The following is a 16,123-nucleotide window of genomic DNA, read 5'->3' on the forward strand; positions in this document are numbered from 1 at the left end:
GATCTTGTGTGATGCCTGCGCGCTGGTGGCGGCGCTGGGTACGGGATCGGTGACAGCCCCGTTCGCGCGCGCCTCCGGTTCGATACTGCGTGGCCTGGACAGGCTCTTCCTCCTGAGTCGGATGATGTTGACCCTGTCCATGCTAGCCGTCCCGGCCGACAGCCTCACTCGTAATTCGCCGGGACACGCTCCGTGGCGGCCGCCGCGGGGCCGATCCGGGTCACGATCCGGGCACCGATCGCCGGGCACCGTACCTGTTGTCAACCTGAGAGGTGGGCTTCGCGTCTCTGTAGTCGTGGCACAGTTGGCCGTGGTGTACGAAGAGTGCGTGACCCATGAGTCCTCGTGGAATGCCGACGAGGCACTAACTGCTGTCTACACCGCGCACTACACGTCGCTGGTCCGCCTCGGCGCCCTGCTGCTGCGCGACACCGGGACCGCGGAGGAGATCGTGCAGGACGCGTTCGTCGCCATGCACGGCCGCTGGAACCGGTTACGTGATCCGCACAAGGCGCTGGCGTACCTGCGGACCGCGGTGGTGAACCGCTGCCGGTCCCGGCAGCGCCATCTCGTGGTGGTGGACCGGCACACGCCGCGATCGCTGCCGGACGAACCGAGTGCCGAGCAGGCGGTGCTGCGGACCGCGGAGACCGACCGGGTCATCGACGCGATGCGGACGCTGCCGGAGAAGCAGCGCACCGTGATGGTGCTCCGGTACTACGGCGACCTCTCGGAGGCCGAGATCGCGGACACCATGGGTATCAGTCGTGGCTCCGTGAAGAGCCACGCCGCGCGGGCGACCAAGTCGCTGCGCCAGCTCTTGGAGCAGACCGTATGAGTGAGCATCGCAACGATTCGTTCGACGAGCTGGTACGCCGGGCGCTGCACGCCGAGGCGGACCGGATCGACCCGGCCGACGCGCTGCCGGAGATCCGCGCCCGCGCGCACGCCCAGCGCCGGCCGGCCAGCCGGCGCCCCTGGCTCCTGACCGCCGGTGTCGCGACCGTCGGCACCGCGGCCGCGATCGGCGCGTTCACGGTCCTGCCGAACCTCAACAACCCCGGTAACACCGCCAACGACGGCGACGCGGTGGCCGGTTCGGGCACGACGAGCACCACCGCCGTACCCACCACCGGCGCCGGCACGCCGGCCCCGAGCAAGGCGGTCCCGTCGGTGGCACCGAGCGTCGCCGCGCCCGAACAGTCCGTCCACAACGCCGTGGTCCCGGTCTACTGGCTCGGCCAGCAGATCGGCGCCACCAAGAAGTCGACCGCCCGCCTGTACCGCACCTGGGCCAAGGTCAGCGGCCACCCGGCCGAAGAAGCGGTCCGCATCATGACCACCAAACAACCCACCGACCCGGACTACTTCTCGGTCTGGCGCGGCGCCGCGCTGAACGCGGTGACGCGGACGAACGACAAGGTGACGGTCGACTTCAAACAGTTGCCGAAGGCGACGCTCGACGCGGATGTCGCGGCCGTCGCGGCCCAGCAGCTCGTGTACACGGTCCAGGGCGCGCTGAACGACGACTCCGTGCCGGTGCAGATCACCCAGGGCGGTCAGGCCGTACCGAAGTTGTTCGGGCAGGTCGACACCAGCATGCCGCTGGGGCGCGAGCAGGCCACGAACGTCCAGGCGCTGGTGTGGATCGACTCGCCGGACCAGGACGCGGTGACGGGTGATCGGGTCACGGTGTCCGGTGTCGCGAACGCGTTCGAGGCGACTGTCAACTATCAGGCGACGAACGTGAAGACGCGGGAGACGAAGAAGAGCTTCACGACTTCCGGGCAAGGGCAGTCGTTCTCGCCGTACAGCTTCCAGCTCACGCTCAGCCCGGGGACGTGGCAGATCAACGTGTACCTGGTGTCGCCGGCCGATGGGCGGGTCACCGACACGGACTCGAAGTCGATCGTCGTGAAGTAGTCAGCGCCAGCGGGACTGGGCGAGCAGGGCCGCCGCGGCCGCTACGCCTGCTGTTGAGGTGCGGAGCACGGTGTCGCCCAGGCGGACCGGGTCGGCGTACGTCGTGAAGGCCGCGAGTTCAGTCGGGGCGATGCCGCCTTCGGGGCCGATGACCAGGACGATGTCACCCGTCGTGGGCGGCTGCAGGGATGCAAGTGGGGTGGTGGCTTCCTCGTGCAGTACGACCGGCAGGGCCGCGCCGGCGAGCAGGCGCGCGACCTCCGCCGTACTCGCGATCGGGGTGACCTCGGCGAACCACGTACGCCGGGACTGCTTGCCGGCTTCGAACGCCCAGGCGCGCCATTTCGCGAGCGTCTTCTCGACCCGCTCGGGGTTGGCGCGGAACTGGCTGCGCTCCGCGTTCCACGGGACGATCACGTCGGCGCCGACCTCGGTCAGCATCTCGACCGCGAGCTCAGCGCGTTCTCCCTTGGGCAGCGCCTGCACCACGACCACGCGCGGATCTGGCGCGGCCGTCGTCCCGCGCTCGTCGACGGCGACCGTCACCCCGCTCTTCCCGGCCAGCACGACCGGCCCCTCGGCCCAGCTCCCCCGCCCGTCGGTCAGCCGGATCCGCTCACCTGTCCCGATCCGCCGCACCACCGCCGCATGCCGCCCCTCCGACCCACCAAGCACCACCTCAGCACCCACCAGCTCGCCGCCCGCCACCTCAGCACCCGCCAGCTCACCACCGGCCGGCTCAGCACCCGCCAGGTCAGCACCCGCCAGGTCAGCACCCGCCAGCTCGCCGCCGGCCAGCTCACCGCCGGCCAGCTCACCGCCGCCCAGGTCGGCGTGAAAGAACACCGCGACACCCATCCGCCCAACTCCTCCCAGATCCCGAGCCAGCAGCTTGCCCCCTGCACCGCTGCTTCGCCACCTGACCGCTTTGCCCATTTGGGAGGTGAACCTCCCAGAGTGCCTCTTCACCACCTGCATGCGGGTGGTGAAGGGGCAACGGCGAACGTTAACCCCTCAAATGGAGATCGGCGCGGGGGCCCGTGTAGGGCGCGGGCCTGTGCGGGGCGGGGTGGGGGTGGACGGGCAGGGTCCGGTGGGCGGTTGGGGTCAGTGGGCGGTTGGGGTCAGTGGGCGGTTGGGGTCAGTGGGCGCCGAAGGCGTCGCGGAGGCGGCCGAAGACGCCCTTGTGGGTGGCTTGGACCTGGCCCTGGGGGCGTTCCTCGTCGCGGGCGACGGCGAGTTGGCGGAGCAGGTCGGCCTGGGCGTCGTCGAGCCTGGTGGGGGTCTCGACGATGACCTGGACGATCAGGTCACCGCGCCCGGCGTGCCGCAGGCGGGGTACACCGCGCGCGGACAGCGTCTGCGTGGTGCCGGACTGTGTACCGGGCCGGACCTCCAGCGGCGTGGTTTCGCCCTCGAGCGTCGGCAGGTCGATCGTCGTACCGAGCGCGGCCGCCGTCATCGGCAACGTGACCGTGCAGTGCAGGTCGTCGCCGTTGCGGGTGAAGATGTCGTGCGGCTCGACCTCGATCTCGACGTACAGGTCGCCGGCCGGGCCGCCGCCGGGACCGACCTCGCCCTGACCGGACAGCTGCACCCGCGTACCGCTGTCGACGCCGCCCGGGATCTTGACCGTGACGGTACGACGGGACCGGACCCGCCCGTCACCGGCGCACTCGACGCACGGGTTCGGGATCGTGGTGCCGAAGCCGCGGCAGTTCGGGCACGGGCGCATGGTGCGTACCTCGCCGAGGAACGACCGCTGCGTGTGCGTGACCTCGCCGCGCCCGTGACAGATCTCGCAGGTGACCGGCTCGGACCCGGCGGCCGCGCCGGACCCGCTACAGGTCGGGCAGAGCACGGCGGTGTCGACCTTGAGCTCACGGGTGGTCCCGAAGGCCGCCTCGGCGAGGTCGATCCGGAGCGGGATCAGCGCGTCCTGACCGCGCCGGGTACGCGGCCGCGGCCCACGGGTCGCGCCGCCGGTCTGGCCGAAGAACGCGTCCATGATGTCGGTGAACGTGAACGCCTGCCCGAAGCCCGCGCCGCCCGGCCCGCCGGCCGCGGCGGCGAACGGATCGCCACCGAGGTCGTGCATCTGCCGCTTCTGCGGGTCGCTCAGGACCTGGAACGCGCGCCCGATCTCCTGGAACTTCTGATGCGCGTCCTCGGAGTCGTTCACATCCGGGTGGTACTGGCGCGCCAGCTTGCGGTACGCCTTCTTGATCTCGTCCGCTGACGCGTCACGGCTGACGCCGAGGACGGCGTAGTAATCGGTGCTCATACTCCAGACCAGGGGGTTGGGAGGATCTTCAGCATATTCGTCTTCACGGTCACGACTCGGCCAGGATCTGGCTGACGTACCGGGCCACGGCACGGACCGCGCCCATCGTGCTCGGATAGTCCATGTGGGTCGGGCCGACGATGCCGAGGGTGGCCAGCGCCTCCGACTTCGACCCGTACCCGGTCGCGACCACCGAGGTGGTCGCCAGCTCCTCGAACGGGTTCTCGTGCCCGATCCGGACCGTCAGGGTCTGCGGATTGGTCGCCTCGCCGAGCAGCTTGAGCAGGATCACGTGCTCCTCCAGCGCCTCCAGCACCGGCTTCACGTTCCGCTCGAAGTCGTCGCCGTACCGGGTCAGGTTGGCGGCGCCGCCGACCGCGATCCGCTGCTCGCCGACCTCGTCGGTGAACGTCTCGAACAGCGTCGTCACGACCGCCGCGACCAGCGACCGGTCGCCCGGCGCGAACAGTTCGGGTACGCCGGCCAGGACCGTCGCCGCGTCGGTGAGCCGCTGCCCGGCGAGGGCAGTGTTCAACCGCGAGCGCAGGTCCGCGATCAGCTGCTCGTCGACATCGTGCGGGTGCTCGACGATCCGCTGCTCGACCCGCCCGTTGCTGGTGATCAGCACGAGCAGGAGCCGCCGCGGGCTCATCGTGACGACCTCGATGTGCCGCACGCTCGACCGGTTCAGTGACGGGTACTGAACGATGGCGACCTGCCTGGTGATCTGCGCCAGCAGCCGCACCGTACGGCGGACGACGTCGTCCAGATCGACCGCCCCGGCCAGGAACGACGTGATCGCCTTCTTCTCGGCGACCGACAGCGTCTTGACCGTGCTCAGCTTGTCCACGAACAACCGGTACCCGGCGTCGGTCGGGATCCGGCCGGCGCTGGTGTGCGGCTGGGTGATGTACCCCTCCTCCTCCAGCGCCGCCATGTCGTTGCGGACGGTGGCCGGCGAGACGCCGAGGTTGTGCCGGTCGACCAGTGCCTTCGACCCGATCGGCTCATGGGTGGCCACGTAGTCCTCGACGATGGCGCGGAGCACATCCAGCTTGCGGTCGTCCAGCACGCGCACCACCCTCTCAGACGTCTCGACAGACCCTCGGGCTCAAGGGCCTTGGCACTCACAAGTTCGGAGTGCCAGTCTAGGCGGTCTCGGGCGACGCTCCCAACGGAACGGCGGCGGGGCGTGCCACAGTGCTCGCCACGTCGAGCGGCTGATCCTGGATGGCCGAGTCGACGAACGACTCCAGTACGTCGAGCACGTGGTATGCCAGCGCTCCGTCGGCGCGATGTGGCGCACCGCTCCGTACGGCCCGCGCCAGGTCCGCGACGCCGACGCCCCGGCCCGCGCCGGCGTACCCACCGGCGACCGGGACCTCGGTCCACTCACGCCGCTCCGGGGTCACGATCTCGACGGTCCCGTCGAACGTGTTCGGGTCCGGTACGGACAGGCTGCCGTCCGTCCCGTGCACCTCGATCCGCGGCAGCCGGCCGGCCCAGACGTCGAACGACATCAGCACTGTGGTCAGTGCGCCCGATTCGTGCTCCAGCACGCCGGTGACATGCGTCGGCACCTCCACGTCGAACACGGTCCCGGCGCGTGGCCCGGTGTGAACCGTCCGCTGCTGCTTCGCCCGGCCCGCGCGGGCGGTGACCCGGACCACCGGGCCGAGCAGCGTCACCAGGCTGGTCACGTAGTACGGCCCCATGTCGAGGACCGGACCGCCGCCCGGCCGGTAGTAGAACTCGGGCGCCGGGTGCCACAGCTCATGACCGGGGGTCACCATGAACGCGGTCGCCGCGTGCGGGGTGCCGATGTCACCACGGTCGATCGCCGCGCGCGCCGTCTGAGTGCCGGTGCCGAGGACCGTGTCCGGTGCACAGCCGATGCGCAGGTCGTTGGCTGCGGCGTACTTCAGCAGCGGTTCCGCTTCGGCGCGATCCATGGCCAGCGGCTTCTCGCCGTACACGTGCTTGCCGGCCGCCAGCGCGGCCTGGTGCACCGCGGCGTGCGCCGCCGGGATTGTCAGATTGATGACAATCTCGACGTCGTCAGCCGCGTACAGCTCTTCCGGCGTCAGCGCGCGGATGCCGTCGCGCCGCGCCGCGATCGCCTCGGCCCGGCTCCGATCGAGATCCGCGACCGCCACGACGTCGACACCGGGAAGCTTGTCCAGGTGATCCAGATACGTGCCGGAGATGACACCCGTCCCAACAATCCCAACCTTCGTCACCCCACCCGCCCCGAGGCTCACCGCACCCGCACCGGCCCCGGGACTGACCGCACCCGCACCCGCACCGGGACTGACCGCACCCGCCCCGGCGCTCACCGCGCCCACTCCGGCGCCGGTCATTTGCTTGCCCACAGCAGGCCGCGCTCGATGATCGTGCGGACCTCGGGGGTCTCCAGGTCGTCCAGTTTGTGTCCGACCGTGCAGACGAAGACCTTGCCTTCGCCCCAGGTCCGCGTCCAGATCACTGGCATCACCGCGCCTTCGATCCACGGGTAGTCCGGGTGCGCCTCGAAGGTCGTCGTCGCGAGCACATTGTTCGTCGGGTCGGCGTGGACGTAGTACTGCTCGGTGTGTACGTCGAAATGCGCGATGTTGTCGACAATCGGATCGTCGGCAATGATGTCGACGCGGTAGTCGGTGAACCCGTGCGGATGCGAGATGAACTGCCCGCCGGTGATGAAGCTGTACTCGGCGTTCTTCCGGAACGAGTCGGCGATCCCACCGTGCCACCCGGCGAACCCAGTGCCGCGCCGGATCGCCGCGTCCAGGCCCTTGAAGTGGTCCGGCTCGATCTCGCTCATCGTCACGCACTGCACGATCAGGTCCACGCCGTCGAGGTCGAGGTACGCCTCGGTGCTGCCGGAGACGGTCACCTCGTACCCGTTCTGCTCCAGGAACGGGATGAACAAGTCGGTCGCCTCGACCGGGGAGTGCCCTTCCCAGCCGCCCCGCACCACCACAGCACGTCGTGTCGTCACACCGGCCACCCTTCGAAAGTTTCGAAACTCCGATCGGAACAGTTGCGACGATAAGTCGGCCGGACCGGGCTTGCCAACCATCCGGCCCAAGGGATGGGCCGCCACGGGCACTAGGCTCGGAAGATGAGCTGGAAGTTCTGGAAGCGGGAAGCGAATCCGATGGACCCGCAAGAGATGCTCGCGCGCGGTCACGCGGACAGCTCCGCGCCACGATCACACGACGGGCGTCCGCCTCAGGACGGATTCCTGCCGCAGGACGGATTCCCGCCGCAGGACGGGTTCGCGCCGCGAGAGGGGTTCCCGCCTCGGCCGCAGGATGCCCTGCCGGTCGGGTCGTTCGGGTTGGCAGTGGAGGACGTTTTCTCGATCACCGGGCGCGGGACGGTCGCGACCGGGCGGGTACGGACCGGGACGGTGTCGGTCGGTGAGCAGTTGATCGTCAACCGGGACGGGCAGCCACTGCTCCAGGTCGAGGTGACCGGGATCGAGATGTTCCGCCGGACCGTCAAGACCGCGAAGGCCGGTGACAACATCGGTCTGCTGCTACGCGGCATCAAGCGGGACCAGGTACTCAAGGGCGACGTCCTGAGCAAATAGCCGGCAAGTAGGGTCTGACCCATGAGCGCTTGGGCCGAAGTCGGCGACCGCACCTGGGTCCGCCGGTACGACGAATGGGATCTGAACGTCGGCCTGGTCGTCGGCGCCGACGGCGCGCTGGTGATCGACACCCGCGCCAACGCGGCCGAGGCCGAGCAGCTCCGCGAACACATCCGTGAGCTCACCGACCAGCCGGTCAAGTGGGTCGTCAACACGCACGCCCACTTCGATCACGTGGCCGGCAACAGCGTCTTCACCGAAGCGACCGTCTACCTGCACGAGAACGCCGCCGCCGAGGAGAACCTGGCCGGCACCACGTTCGCCGCCGCCAAGGTGATCGACCTCGGCGACCGCCGCGCCGAGCTGCTGCACGTCGGCAACGCGCACACCTCCGGCGACATCGTCATCGCGGTCCCGGACGTGGACGTGTTCTTCGTCGGCGATCTGCTCGAGGAGTCGGCCCCGCCGTCGTACGGCCCCGACTCGTACCCGCTGGAGTGGCCGGACACGATCGAGGCAGTGGTCGGGATGATGACGCCGGCCGTGAAGATCGTTCCCGGGCACGGCGCGGTGATCGACCTCGAGTACGCGCGTGATCAGGCCATCGAGCTGGGCAAGGTCGCGAACACGATCTCGACGTTGCACCACGCCGGTACGCCCCTGGACGACGCGCTGAAGCACACCGAGGACTGGCCGTGGCCGGTCGTCGAGCTCCAGGACGCGATCCGCCGCGGGTACCAGGCACTCGGCACGCCGCAACGCCCGACCCTCCCCCTCCTCGGCCCAAGCTGAACCACACCGGCCGAACCACACCGGCTGCACCACACCGGCCGAACCAAAACTCCCGGTCCGTTGACACGGCCTCCGCTTGTCGCGCAACTTGTTCGGTACGGACATCGCCCGACCGGATGGGGTGGGACTTGTGGCCATCAGTCAACGGATCGAACAGACCGTTCACCCCGACGGACGAGTAGAGCTGACCGACCCGCGAGCGCTCGCCACCAGCCCGTACGCGAACGCCGAACTGGCGCCGACCCGGCTACCGGAGCGGTCCTGGTCGACGTACAACTACGCCGCGCTCTGGATGGGCATGGCGCACAACATCCCCAGCTACCTGCTCGCGTCCGGCCTGGTCGCGCTCGGGATGAACTGGTTGCAGGCCTTCCTCACCATCACGCTGGGGAACCTGATCGTCCTCGTTCCACTGCTGCTGAACAGCCACGCCGGTACCAAGTACGGCATCCCGTTCCCGGTGTTCGCGCGCGCCTTCTACGGCGTCCGCGGCGCGAACTTCCCGGCGCTGTTGCGGGCGTTCATCGCCTGCGGCTGGTTCGGTATCCAGACCTGGATCGGCGGCCAGGCGATCTTCGTGATCGCCGGTGAACTGCTCGGCAAGAGCTGGACCGGAGCGGCCGCGATCGGCGGGCATCCGTGGACGATGTGGCTGAGTTTCGGGTTCTTCTGGCTGCTTCAGATGCTGCTGATCTTCCGCGGCATCGAAGGCCTGCGCCGGTTCGAGAACTGGGCGGCTCCGCTGGTCACGATCGCGTTCGTGGCGCTGATGGTGGCGGTGCTGGTGAAGGCCGGCGGCTTCGGGCCGATCCTGTCGCAGCCGTCCAAACTCGGCTGGGGTTCGGATTTCTGGAAGATCTTCCCGCCGTCGCTGATGGGCATGATCGCCTTCTGGGCAACGCTTTCGCTGAACATGCCGGACTTCACCCGGTTCGGGAAAGGCCAGCGGGCGCAGGTCTGGGGCCAGGTGATCGGCCTGCCGACGACGATGTCGTTCATCGCGCTGGTCTCGATCATCACCACCTCCGGCACCGTCGTGCTGTACGGGTCGGCGATCTGGGATCCGGTCGAGCTGACCCGCCGGTTCGAGAACCCGGCGGTGGTGACGATCGGCCTGGTGATGGCGATCCTCGCGACCATGTCGTGCAACGTCGCCGCCAACGTGGTCAGTCCGTCGTACGACTTCGCGAACGCACTTCCACGCTGGCTGAACTTCCGGACCGCCGGCCTGGTCACCGGGGTGATCGGCATCGTGATCCAGCCCTGGCGGCTGATCTCGGACCCGTCGATCTACATCTTCGTCTGGCTGTCCTTCTACGGCGGTCTGCTCGCGTCGGTGGCCGGCGTACTGATCGCGGGGTACTGGCTGATCGATCGGACCAACCTGTTCCTCGCCGACCTGTACCAGCGCGACGGCCGCTACTGGTACACGTCCGGCTGGAACTGGCGTGGCGTGGCCGCGACACTCTTCGGCTCGCTGCTCGCGGTCGGCGGCGCGTACTCGAACCCGGGCGCCGGCCCGTTCCCGGCGGACGGCCTGATCCCGTTCCTCAAACCGCTGTACGACTACTCGTGGGCGGTCGGCCTGGTCGTCGGCTTCGGCACGTACTTCGTTCTCACACTGGCCGCGCCGAGCCGCCAGACAACGGCATCGCACGCGGCCCTCTAAGAGGGCGTCTGGGAACTCTGTGCCGTAGCGAGGAGGTGCTCGGTGCGGTAGCTCGGTGCGCGGGGGCGAAGGTCTCGATGCGGCGCATCGTGGCCTTTGCACCCGTGCGGCGAGGTGCCGTGCCGAGTGCCCCGCAGTAGGTGCAGGGTTCTCAGACGCCCTCTAAGGTTGGCGTGTGGCTGACAGGTATGGGAACGACGTACTCGCGGGTGACTGGCGCAAGCCCAAGAACGGGCGGACCGTCGAGGTCGAGATCGCCAAGGGGATGGTGGTCGAGGAGCCGAGTTCGGGGTTCGTCGGCGCGATCGTGCGCTGGGAGCACGGCGTGGTCGACCTCGAGGACCGGCACGGCAACATCCGGACGTACCCGCTCGGCCCGGGGTTCTGGCTGGACGGCAAGCCGGTCAGCCTGCAGCCGCCGAAGAAGGCCGGCCCGGCGAAGAAGACCCGGACCGCGTCCGGTTCGGTCGCGGTGGACAACGTCCGGGCGAAGGTGGCCCGGGCCAGCCGGATCTACGTCGAGGGCCGGCACGACGCGGAACTGGTGGAGAAGGTCTGGGGCGACGACCTGCGGATCGAGGGCGTCGTGGTCGAGTACCTCGAAGGGGTCGACGACCTGGTCGAGATCGTGAACCGGTTCCAGCCGGGACCGGGCCGGCGTCTCGGCGTACTGGTCGATCACCTGGTCGAGGGCTCGAAGGAATCGAAGATCGCCGCCCAGGTGAACAACCGCTACGTGCTGGTGGTCGGCCATCCGTTCATCGACATCTGGGAAGCGGTCAAGCCGTCGTCGGTCGGGATCAAGACCTGGCCGAAGATTCCGCGCGGGCAGGACTGGAAGAAGGGCGTCCTGCAGTCCTTCGGCTGGCCGGCCACCGATCAGGCCGACGTGGCGGCGGCCTGGAAGCACATCCTGTCCAAGGTGAACAGCTTCGCCGATCTCGACCCGGCGCTGCTCGGCCGGGTCGAGGAGCTCATCGACTTCGCGACGCTCGACTGATCTCCGGCATCCGGCGTTCGAGCCAGCCCCGGATCAGCCGGCGCGCCCGGCGTACGTACCAGGTGATCGCGCCGAGGACCGCGCTCGCCGCCAGGATCGCTCCGGCCAGCACGGCGGCGACGATGCGTACGCCACCCTGCTCCACGACGACGGCGATCACCAGCAGCACCACGCCGGCCGCGGCCGTTGCCATCGGCAACCACGGCTCGAAGATCGGCGGCCGTCGCGCGGGACTCAGCTTGGCGCCGCGGACGAGGCGCTCCCAGAGCGTCTGCCGGGCCGGTTCGGTGAACCAGCGCGCGGTCCGCAGCAGCCACGTACCGGGCTGGTGCTTGCGGCCGGCGGCCGCCTTCACCCATGCGCCGACCTGAGGTCCGAGCCCGCCGGACACGTCGACCATCCGGTCGGCCAGCCCCTTGGTGATCGCGCGGCCTTCCGGCGACTCGTTCAGCTCGTTCCGCATCGTCACCATCGCGCCCATCCCGGCGCCGATCGGGAAGTCCTTCGCCAGCCGCTCGATCCGCTCGGCGACCGTGCCGAGCTGCCAGCCTTCGGCCTGCAGCACCTGACGCTGGGTCTCGCGAATCCAGTCCACGTCCGCGCCGAGCATCGCGCCCAGATGCGCGACGCAGTGCAACCGGCCCATCAGCCAGTCCCAGCGCCGCCAGTCCGCCGCGCCGAAGGCACCGAAGTGGCCGACCTGGCTGCCGTACAGGATGCGGTCCTTGAGCTGGTTGGCGATCGTTCCTTCCGGCAGGTCGTCCAGTACGGCGAGCGGAATGTCCGGCCCGAGGCGCAGGAACTGGAACGGAGCGCTGCGCTGTTCGGGTGTACGCGACGAGGTGCACCGGGACACGATCTCCACCTCGAGGGCAACGTCGACGAGATCCCCGCCGACGACCGCGATCAGCTCGGCAAACGCGTCGCCGAGTGCCCGCTGGAGCTGCAATTGCTCGAAGATGTCGTTCACGCCGACCGCGACCGCCTCGGCGCCACCGGCCGGGCGGAGGTCGAGTTGCGCCTCGGCCAACCGCGCGTCCAGCGCGTCCCGAACGGCCTGCACCTTGAGCAGGCAATTGCTTGCCGCGGTCAACTTTTTGTCGAGCTCAGCGCGCTCTGTGGCCGGCGCGGCACTGACGCGACCGCGCAACGAACGCAGGATCAGCCGGACGATCCGCTCGGCCGCGCCGGTCCCCCACAGCCAGCTCGGGTTGCCCTCGGCATCGTTTCGCAGCGCGACGGTCGAACCGTCCGGCCCAGGAACCCAGGGATGTTCGGTGGCGAGGATCTCGTCGATCTCCGGCTCCGACAGCGCGGTCGCCGCGTCCAGTACGGTCGACTGGTCGTGACTCGCGATCGTGACTGCTTCCCAGACCCCACCGGCGGCCCGGCCACGCGAGTACGCGGGCTGCAACGCGGTAGCGGCCGCCTTCAGCCGATCCCGTTCTTCTGGTTGCTTGAGGCAACGGTCGAAGAGCCGCTGGGTGTCCGACCAGGACGCGTCCGCCTCCAGCAGCAGGCGTTCCAGCTGCTCGACATCAGATCGGAAGTCCACCTCGCGCGGGAACTGTACCGCCGACAACGCGGCGACGCGCCAGCTCGGCTCGTGCGCTCCGGCGGTGGCGGTCGACGCGTGACCGATCCCGGCGGACGGTACGACGTACAGCACGTATCTGGTCGCTTTGCCGTTCACCGGCCGGCGCGCGACCACATCAAGGACCGGGCCGAACGGTGCATTGTCGAGTACGCCACCGTCGACGAGCCAGGACCCGGACTCGTCCGGGCCGGGACGGATTCGCGGCGGCCGCGCGGCCAGCTCCGGCGTCTCCAGCACCGGCCCGAACGCGGCCGGAAACGACGCCGACGCCCGCGTGGCGCGGGCCAGCAGCTCGGTGTCCTGCAACGCGTTCTTGTCCTGGACCGTGAACTTCCGATCGGTCCCGTCGTACGTCGGCGCGTCCTCGCTGGTGAACCCGTACAAGTACCGGTGGTCGGGTACGGCGAACGCCTGTCCGGCCGCGTCCTTCGCCTCGAACTGCTGCACGCCCAACCCGGATGCGGTGACGAACAAGGTCACCGGCTCCTCGGCAGCACGCTCCCCAGCTGCTGCGACGTCTTTCAGCAGCCCTTCGAGCTGGCGCAGGAAGTACTTGCCGTCCAGCACCGACGTCGACTTCACATCCGCGGCCGGGACCAGCTTGCCGACATCGAGCGAACCGAGACCGACCCACTTCTGCCGCAGCCAGGGTCCCTGATCGCCATCGGGATCGAGGGTCGAACCGTTCGCGATCGCGGTCGCCAGCAGCGAACCGTTCAGGCCGCCGGCGCTCGTACCCGCGATCACGTCGACCACGATCCGGCGGCGCTCCTCGCCGCGGTGGCAGAGCTCCCGCCAGCGGTCGGCGAGCTCCTTGTCGTACGGTTGCGGACCGGGTGCGGCGGAGGCACCGGACGCACGCCGAATCAGATCCAGCTCGTGCGTCACCCCACCCATCCAGACCGCGAGGCTGACACCACCGTTCAGCACCAGGGCGATCCGGATCTCATGGTCGGTCCTCATACAGCTCCCTCGTCGTGGTCAGAGGGATGTTACGGGGCCGCGAGGGTGAGGGTGGTGGTCGCGGGCGTGCCGGAGCGGACGTACTGCAGTTCGACCTTGTCACCTGCCTTACGGGTCAGGGTCGCGACGACGAGCTGCTCGCTGTTGGTGGCCGGTTTGCCGTCGATCTGGGTGATGATGTCACCCGCCCGCAGGCCGGCTTCGGCACCGGGGCCTTCGGCAGCGAGTACGAACAACCCGGCGACACCTGACTGCCGGACGAGTGCCTGCGGGATCGTCTGTACTTGCAGACCGGTCGTCGGATGACCTGGTTTGCCGGTACTGATCAGCTGATCGGCGACCGGTCTCGCGACATCCACCGGGATCGCGAAACCAAGACCGACGCTGCCACCACCGGCGACTCCCCCGGCGTTCGGGACTGTCGCGATGGCCGCGTTCACGCCGACCAGGTTGCCGGCGCAATCCACCAAAGCACCACCGCTGTTACCGGGGTTGATCGCGGCATCGGTCTGGATCGCGCCGATCAGGTGGTGCGTCACGCCCTCACCCGGCACGGGTACGTAGCGATCCAGCGCGCTGACGATTCCGGTCGTGACCGTACTCGCCAGTCCGAGTGGTGCGCCGAGTGCGACGACCGGCTGGCCCACTTGCAGGTTCGCGGACGATCCCAGCGCGATGACCGGCTTGTTCTTCGCCTCGTCAGCTGCTTTCAGTACGGCGAGATCCGTACTCGGGTCGCGGCCGACGATGGTCGCGTCCGACGTCTGGCCGTCGCTGTACCGGACCGAGACCTTGCCGCCCGCGCCGGCGGCCACCGAGATGACGTGGTCGTTGGTGAGGACGTATCCGCCGGCCCGGAACACCTGCCCGGAAAGGGTCCCGCTCTGCCCGCCGCGCTGCGCCGAGATCGTCACGATCGAAGGCAGCACCTGGTTCGCCACCGGGATCGCGGCGCACATCGCCGCGCTGTCGCCGGAACCGGCCGATGGGGTCGCGCCCGCGGTGTTGTCATGCTGCACCACGAGGAAGATCAGCGCGGTGACGAGGGCGCCCACGGCCACTCCGGCCGCGACAAGCAGCAGCCGGGTCGGTCGGCGGCCCTGCACCGGGCCGGTAGATCCGCTGTCAGCCTGGACCATCGCCACCCTCCTCATGGTCCGCTCACGGAGCGCGGTTTCGACGCTACCACCGCGGCGCGGCCGGCGGCAGGGGTCGCTACGCGCTGTCGCGGATCACGAGTTCGGTGCTGTAGATCTCGGGCGTGGTCAGATCGGCGCCGGCGATCTTGGCCAGCAGGATCTCGGCCAGCCGCGCGCCGAGCTGCTCCACCGGCTGCCGAACGGTGGTGAGTTTCGGCGTCGTCGTGGTGGCCAGCACCGAGTCGTCGAACCCGACCACCGCCACATCCGCCGGCACGCGGCGACCACGACCGGCCAGTACACGCAGCGCGGCAGTGGCCATCAGGTCGGAGGCAACGAACAGCGCGTCCAGGTCCGGGTGGTCGTCGAGCAGCCGGAGGGTGGCCTGTTCACCGCCGTCCGCGGTGAAGTCGCCGTACCCGATCAGCTCCGGCAGTCCGGCCGCCTGCATCGCCTGCTTGTACCCGGTCAGGCGATCGATGCCCGCGGTCATGTCGAGCGGTCCCGTGACCGTGGCGATCTTGGTACGGCCGATCGACAGCAGATGCTCCACCCCGGTCCGGGCGCCCGCGACGTTGTCCACGTCGACGCTCGCCACCGGCGCCTCGACCCCGAGCGGACGGGCGCTGAACACGATCGGCAACGGCAACTGCGCGAGCTCCTGCAGTACGTTGTCGCGACCGTGATGACTGATGATGATCGCGCCGTCGACATGACCGCCGCGCAGGTACCGCAGCAGCCGCTGGTCGTCCGCTTCGGCCGGCTCGATCAGCAGTACGAGCTGTGACGGCGTCGGCGCGAGCGTCCGGCTGACCCCGCTGAGCATGCCCGCGAAGAACGGGTCCGAGAACACCCGGCTGTCCGGCTCCGGCACCACGATCGCCACCGAGTCGGTCCGGCGCGTCACCAGCGCGCGGGCGGCCCGGTTCGGCACGTACCCGAGCTCGCCGATCGCCCGCTCGACCGCGGCGACCGTCTCCGGCAGCACCTTCGGCGATCCGTTCACGACCCGGGACACGGTGGCCCGGGACACCCCGGCGAGTGCCGCGACCTGCTCCAGGGTCGGAGAACCCGACTCGATCATCGGCCCTCCTCAGCTCTCGATCGGCCCGAGGTCACACCGTAGTACGTCCCCGGCCGACCGTGGCGGGGCCGACCGAG

14 protein-coding genes are annotated in these 16,123 nt (G+C 69.4%); 6 read left to right on the forward strand and 8 right to left on the reverse strand.

Annotated features, from left to right (window positions below; all coding sequences use genetic code 11):
• Positions 1-328 precede the first annotated feature (328 nt).
• A complete protein-coding gene (locus HDA44_RS14195; protein WP_319038053.1) occupies positions 329-838 on the forward strand; it encodes a SigE family RNA polymerase sigma factor in 510 nt (169 codons plus the stop codon).
• Positions 835-1,923: a Gmad2 immunoglobulin-like domain-containing protein gene (locus HDA44_RS14200; protein WP_184834554.1), complete on the forward strand. Its 1,089-nt coding sequence runs from the start codon at positions 835-837 to the stop codon at positions 1,921-1,923. Before HDA44_RS14195 ends, HDA44_RS14200 begins: the two co-directional genes overlap by 4 nt.
• Here the strand turns inward: HDA44_RS14200 and HDA44_RS14205 are convergent, their stop codons facing one another.
• The 5 genes from HDA44_RS14205 to HDA44_RS14225 all read right to left on the reverse strand — a co-directional run bounded on the left by HDA44_RS14205 (position 1,924) and on the right by HDA44_RS14225 (position 7,205).
• Positions 1,924-2,781: a 16S rRNA (uracil(1498)-N(3))-methyltransferase gene (locus tag HDA44_RS14205; protein ID WP_184834556.1), complete on the reverse strand. Its 858-nt coding sequence runs from the start codon at positions 2,779-2,781 to the stop codon at positions 1,924-1,926.
• A 283-nt stretch (positions 2,782-3,064) separates the two neighbouring features.
• Entirely contained in the window at positions 3,065-4,207 is a 1,143-nt protein-coding gene (gene dnaJ / locus HDA44_RS14210) for a molecular chaperone DnaJ (RefSeq protein WP_184834558.1), read from the reverse strand.
• Positions 4,208-4,256: 49 nt separating this feature from the next.
• Complete coding sequence (gene hrcA / locus HDA44_RS14215; protein WP_184834560.1) at positions 4,257-5,279, reverse strand: heat-inducible transcriptional repressor HrcA; 1,023 nt, start codon at positions 5,277-5,279, stop codon at positions 4,257-4,259.
• Between the two features lie 76 nt (positions 5,280-5,355).
• Positions 5,356-6,447: a Gfo/Idh/MocA family protein gene (locus HDA44_RS14220; RefSeq protein WP_337905983.1), complete on the reverse strand. Its 1,092-nt coding sequence runs from the start codon at positions 6,445-6,447 to the stop codon at positions 5,356-5,358.
• 116 nt (positions 6,448-6,563) lie between these two features.
• Positions 6,564-7,205, reverse strand: coding sequence for a ThuA domain-containing protein (locus HDA44_RS14225; protein WP_337905984.1), 642 nt, complete (start codon positions 7,203-7,205; stop codon positions 6,564-6,566).
• Between the two features lie 123 nt (positions 7,206-7,328).
• On the opposite strand from HDA44_RS14225, the gene HDA44_RS14230 reads away from it, so the two are divergent.
• From HDA44_RS14230 to HDA44_RS14245, 4 genes are all read left to right on the forward strand, one after another.
• Positions 7,329-7,802 carry an EF-Tu/IF-2/RF-3 family GTPase gene (locus HDA44_RS14230; RefSeq protein WP_184834564.1) on the forward strand — a complete coding sequence of 158 codons (474 nt, stop codon included), beginning with the start codon at positions 7,329-7,331 and terminating at the stop codon, positions 7,800-7,802.
• Between the two features lie 21 nt (positions 7,803-7,823).
• Positions 7,824-8,594 carry an MBL fold metallo-hydrolase gene (locus HDA44_RS14235; protein ID WP_184834566.1) on the forward strand — a complete coding sequence of 257 codons (771 nt, stop codon included), beginning with the start codon at positions 7,824-7,826 and terminating at the stop codon, positions 8,592-8,594.
• Between the two features lie 130 nt (positions 8,595-8,724).
• Positions 8,725-10,263: an NCS1 family nucleobase:cation symporter-1 gene (locus HDA44_RS14240; RefSeq protein ID WP_337905986.1), complete on the forward strand. Its 1,539-nt coding sequence runs from the start codon at positions 8,725-8,727 to the stop codon at positions 10,261-10,263.
• Positions 10,264-10,438: 175 nt separating this feature from the next.
• Positions 10,439-11,263, forward strand: coding sequence for a DUF3097 family protein (locus HDA44_RS14245; RefSeq protein ID WP_184834568.1), 825 nt, complete (start codon positions 10,439-10,441; stop codon positions 11,261-11,263).
• On the opposite strand, the gene HDA44_RS14250 is transcribed toward HDA44_RS14245, so the two are convergent.
• The 3 genes from HDA44_RS14250 to HDA44_RS14260 all read right to left on the reverse strand — a co-directional run bounded on the left by HDA44_RS14250 (position 11,238) and on the right by HDA44_RS14260 (position 16,046).
• Positions 11,238-13,823 carry a DUF3376 domain-containing protein gene (locus tag HDA44_RS14250; protein ID WP_184834570.1) on the reverse strand — a complete coding sequence of 862 codons (2,586 nt, stop codon included), beginning with the start codon at positions 13,821-13,823 and terminating at the stop codon, positions 11,238-11,240. The two genes, HDA44_RS14245 and HDA44_RS14250, sit on opposite strands and share 26 nt — an antisense overlap.
• A 29-nt stretch (positions 13,824-13,852) precedes the next feature.
• Positions 13,853-14,962: a S1C family serine protease gene (locus HDA44_RS14255; protein WP_184834572.1), complete on the reverse strand. Its 1,110-nt coding sequence runs from the start codon at positions 14,960-14,962 to the stop codon at positions 13,853-13,855.
• 76 nt (positions 14,963-15,038) lie between these two features.
• A complete protein-coding gene (locus HDA44_RS14260; protein ID WP_184834574.1) occupies positions 15,039-16,046 on the reverse strand; it encodes a LacI family DNA-binding transcriptional regulator in 1,008 nt (335 codons plus the stop codon).
• Positions 16,047-16,123: the final 77 nt, after the last annotated feature.

The sequence above is a fragment of the Kribbella solani genome, assembly GCF_014205295.1.
Lineage (GTDB): Bacteria > Actinomycetota > Actinomycetes > Propionibacteriales > Kribbellaceae > Kribbella > Kribbella solani.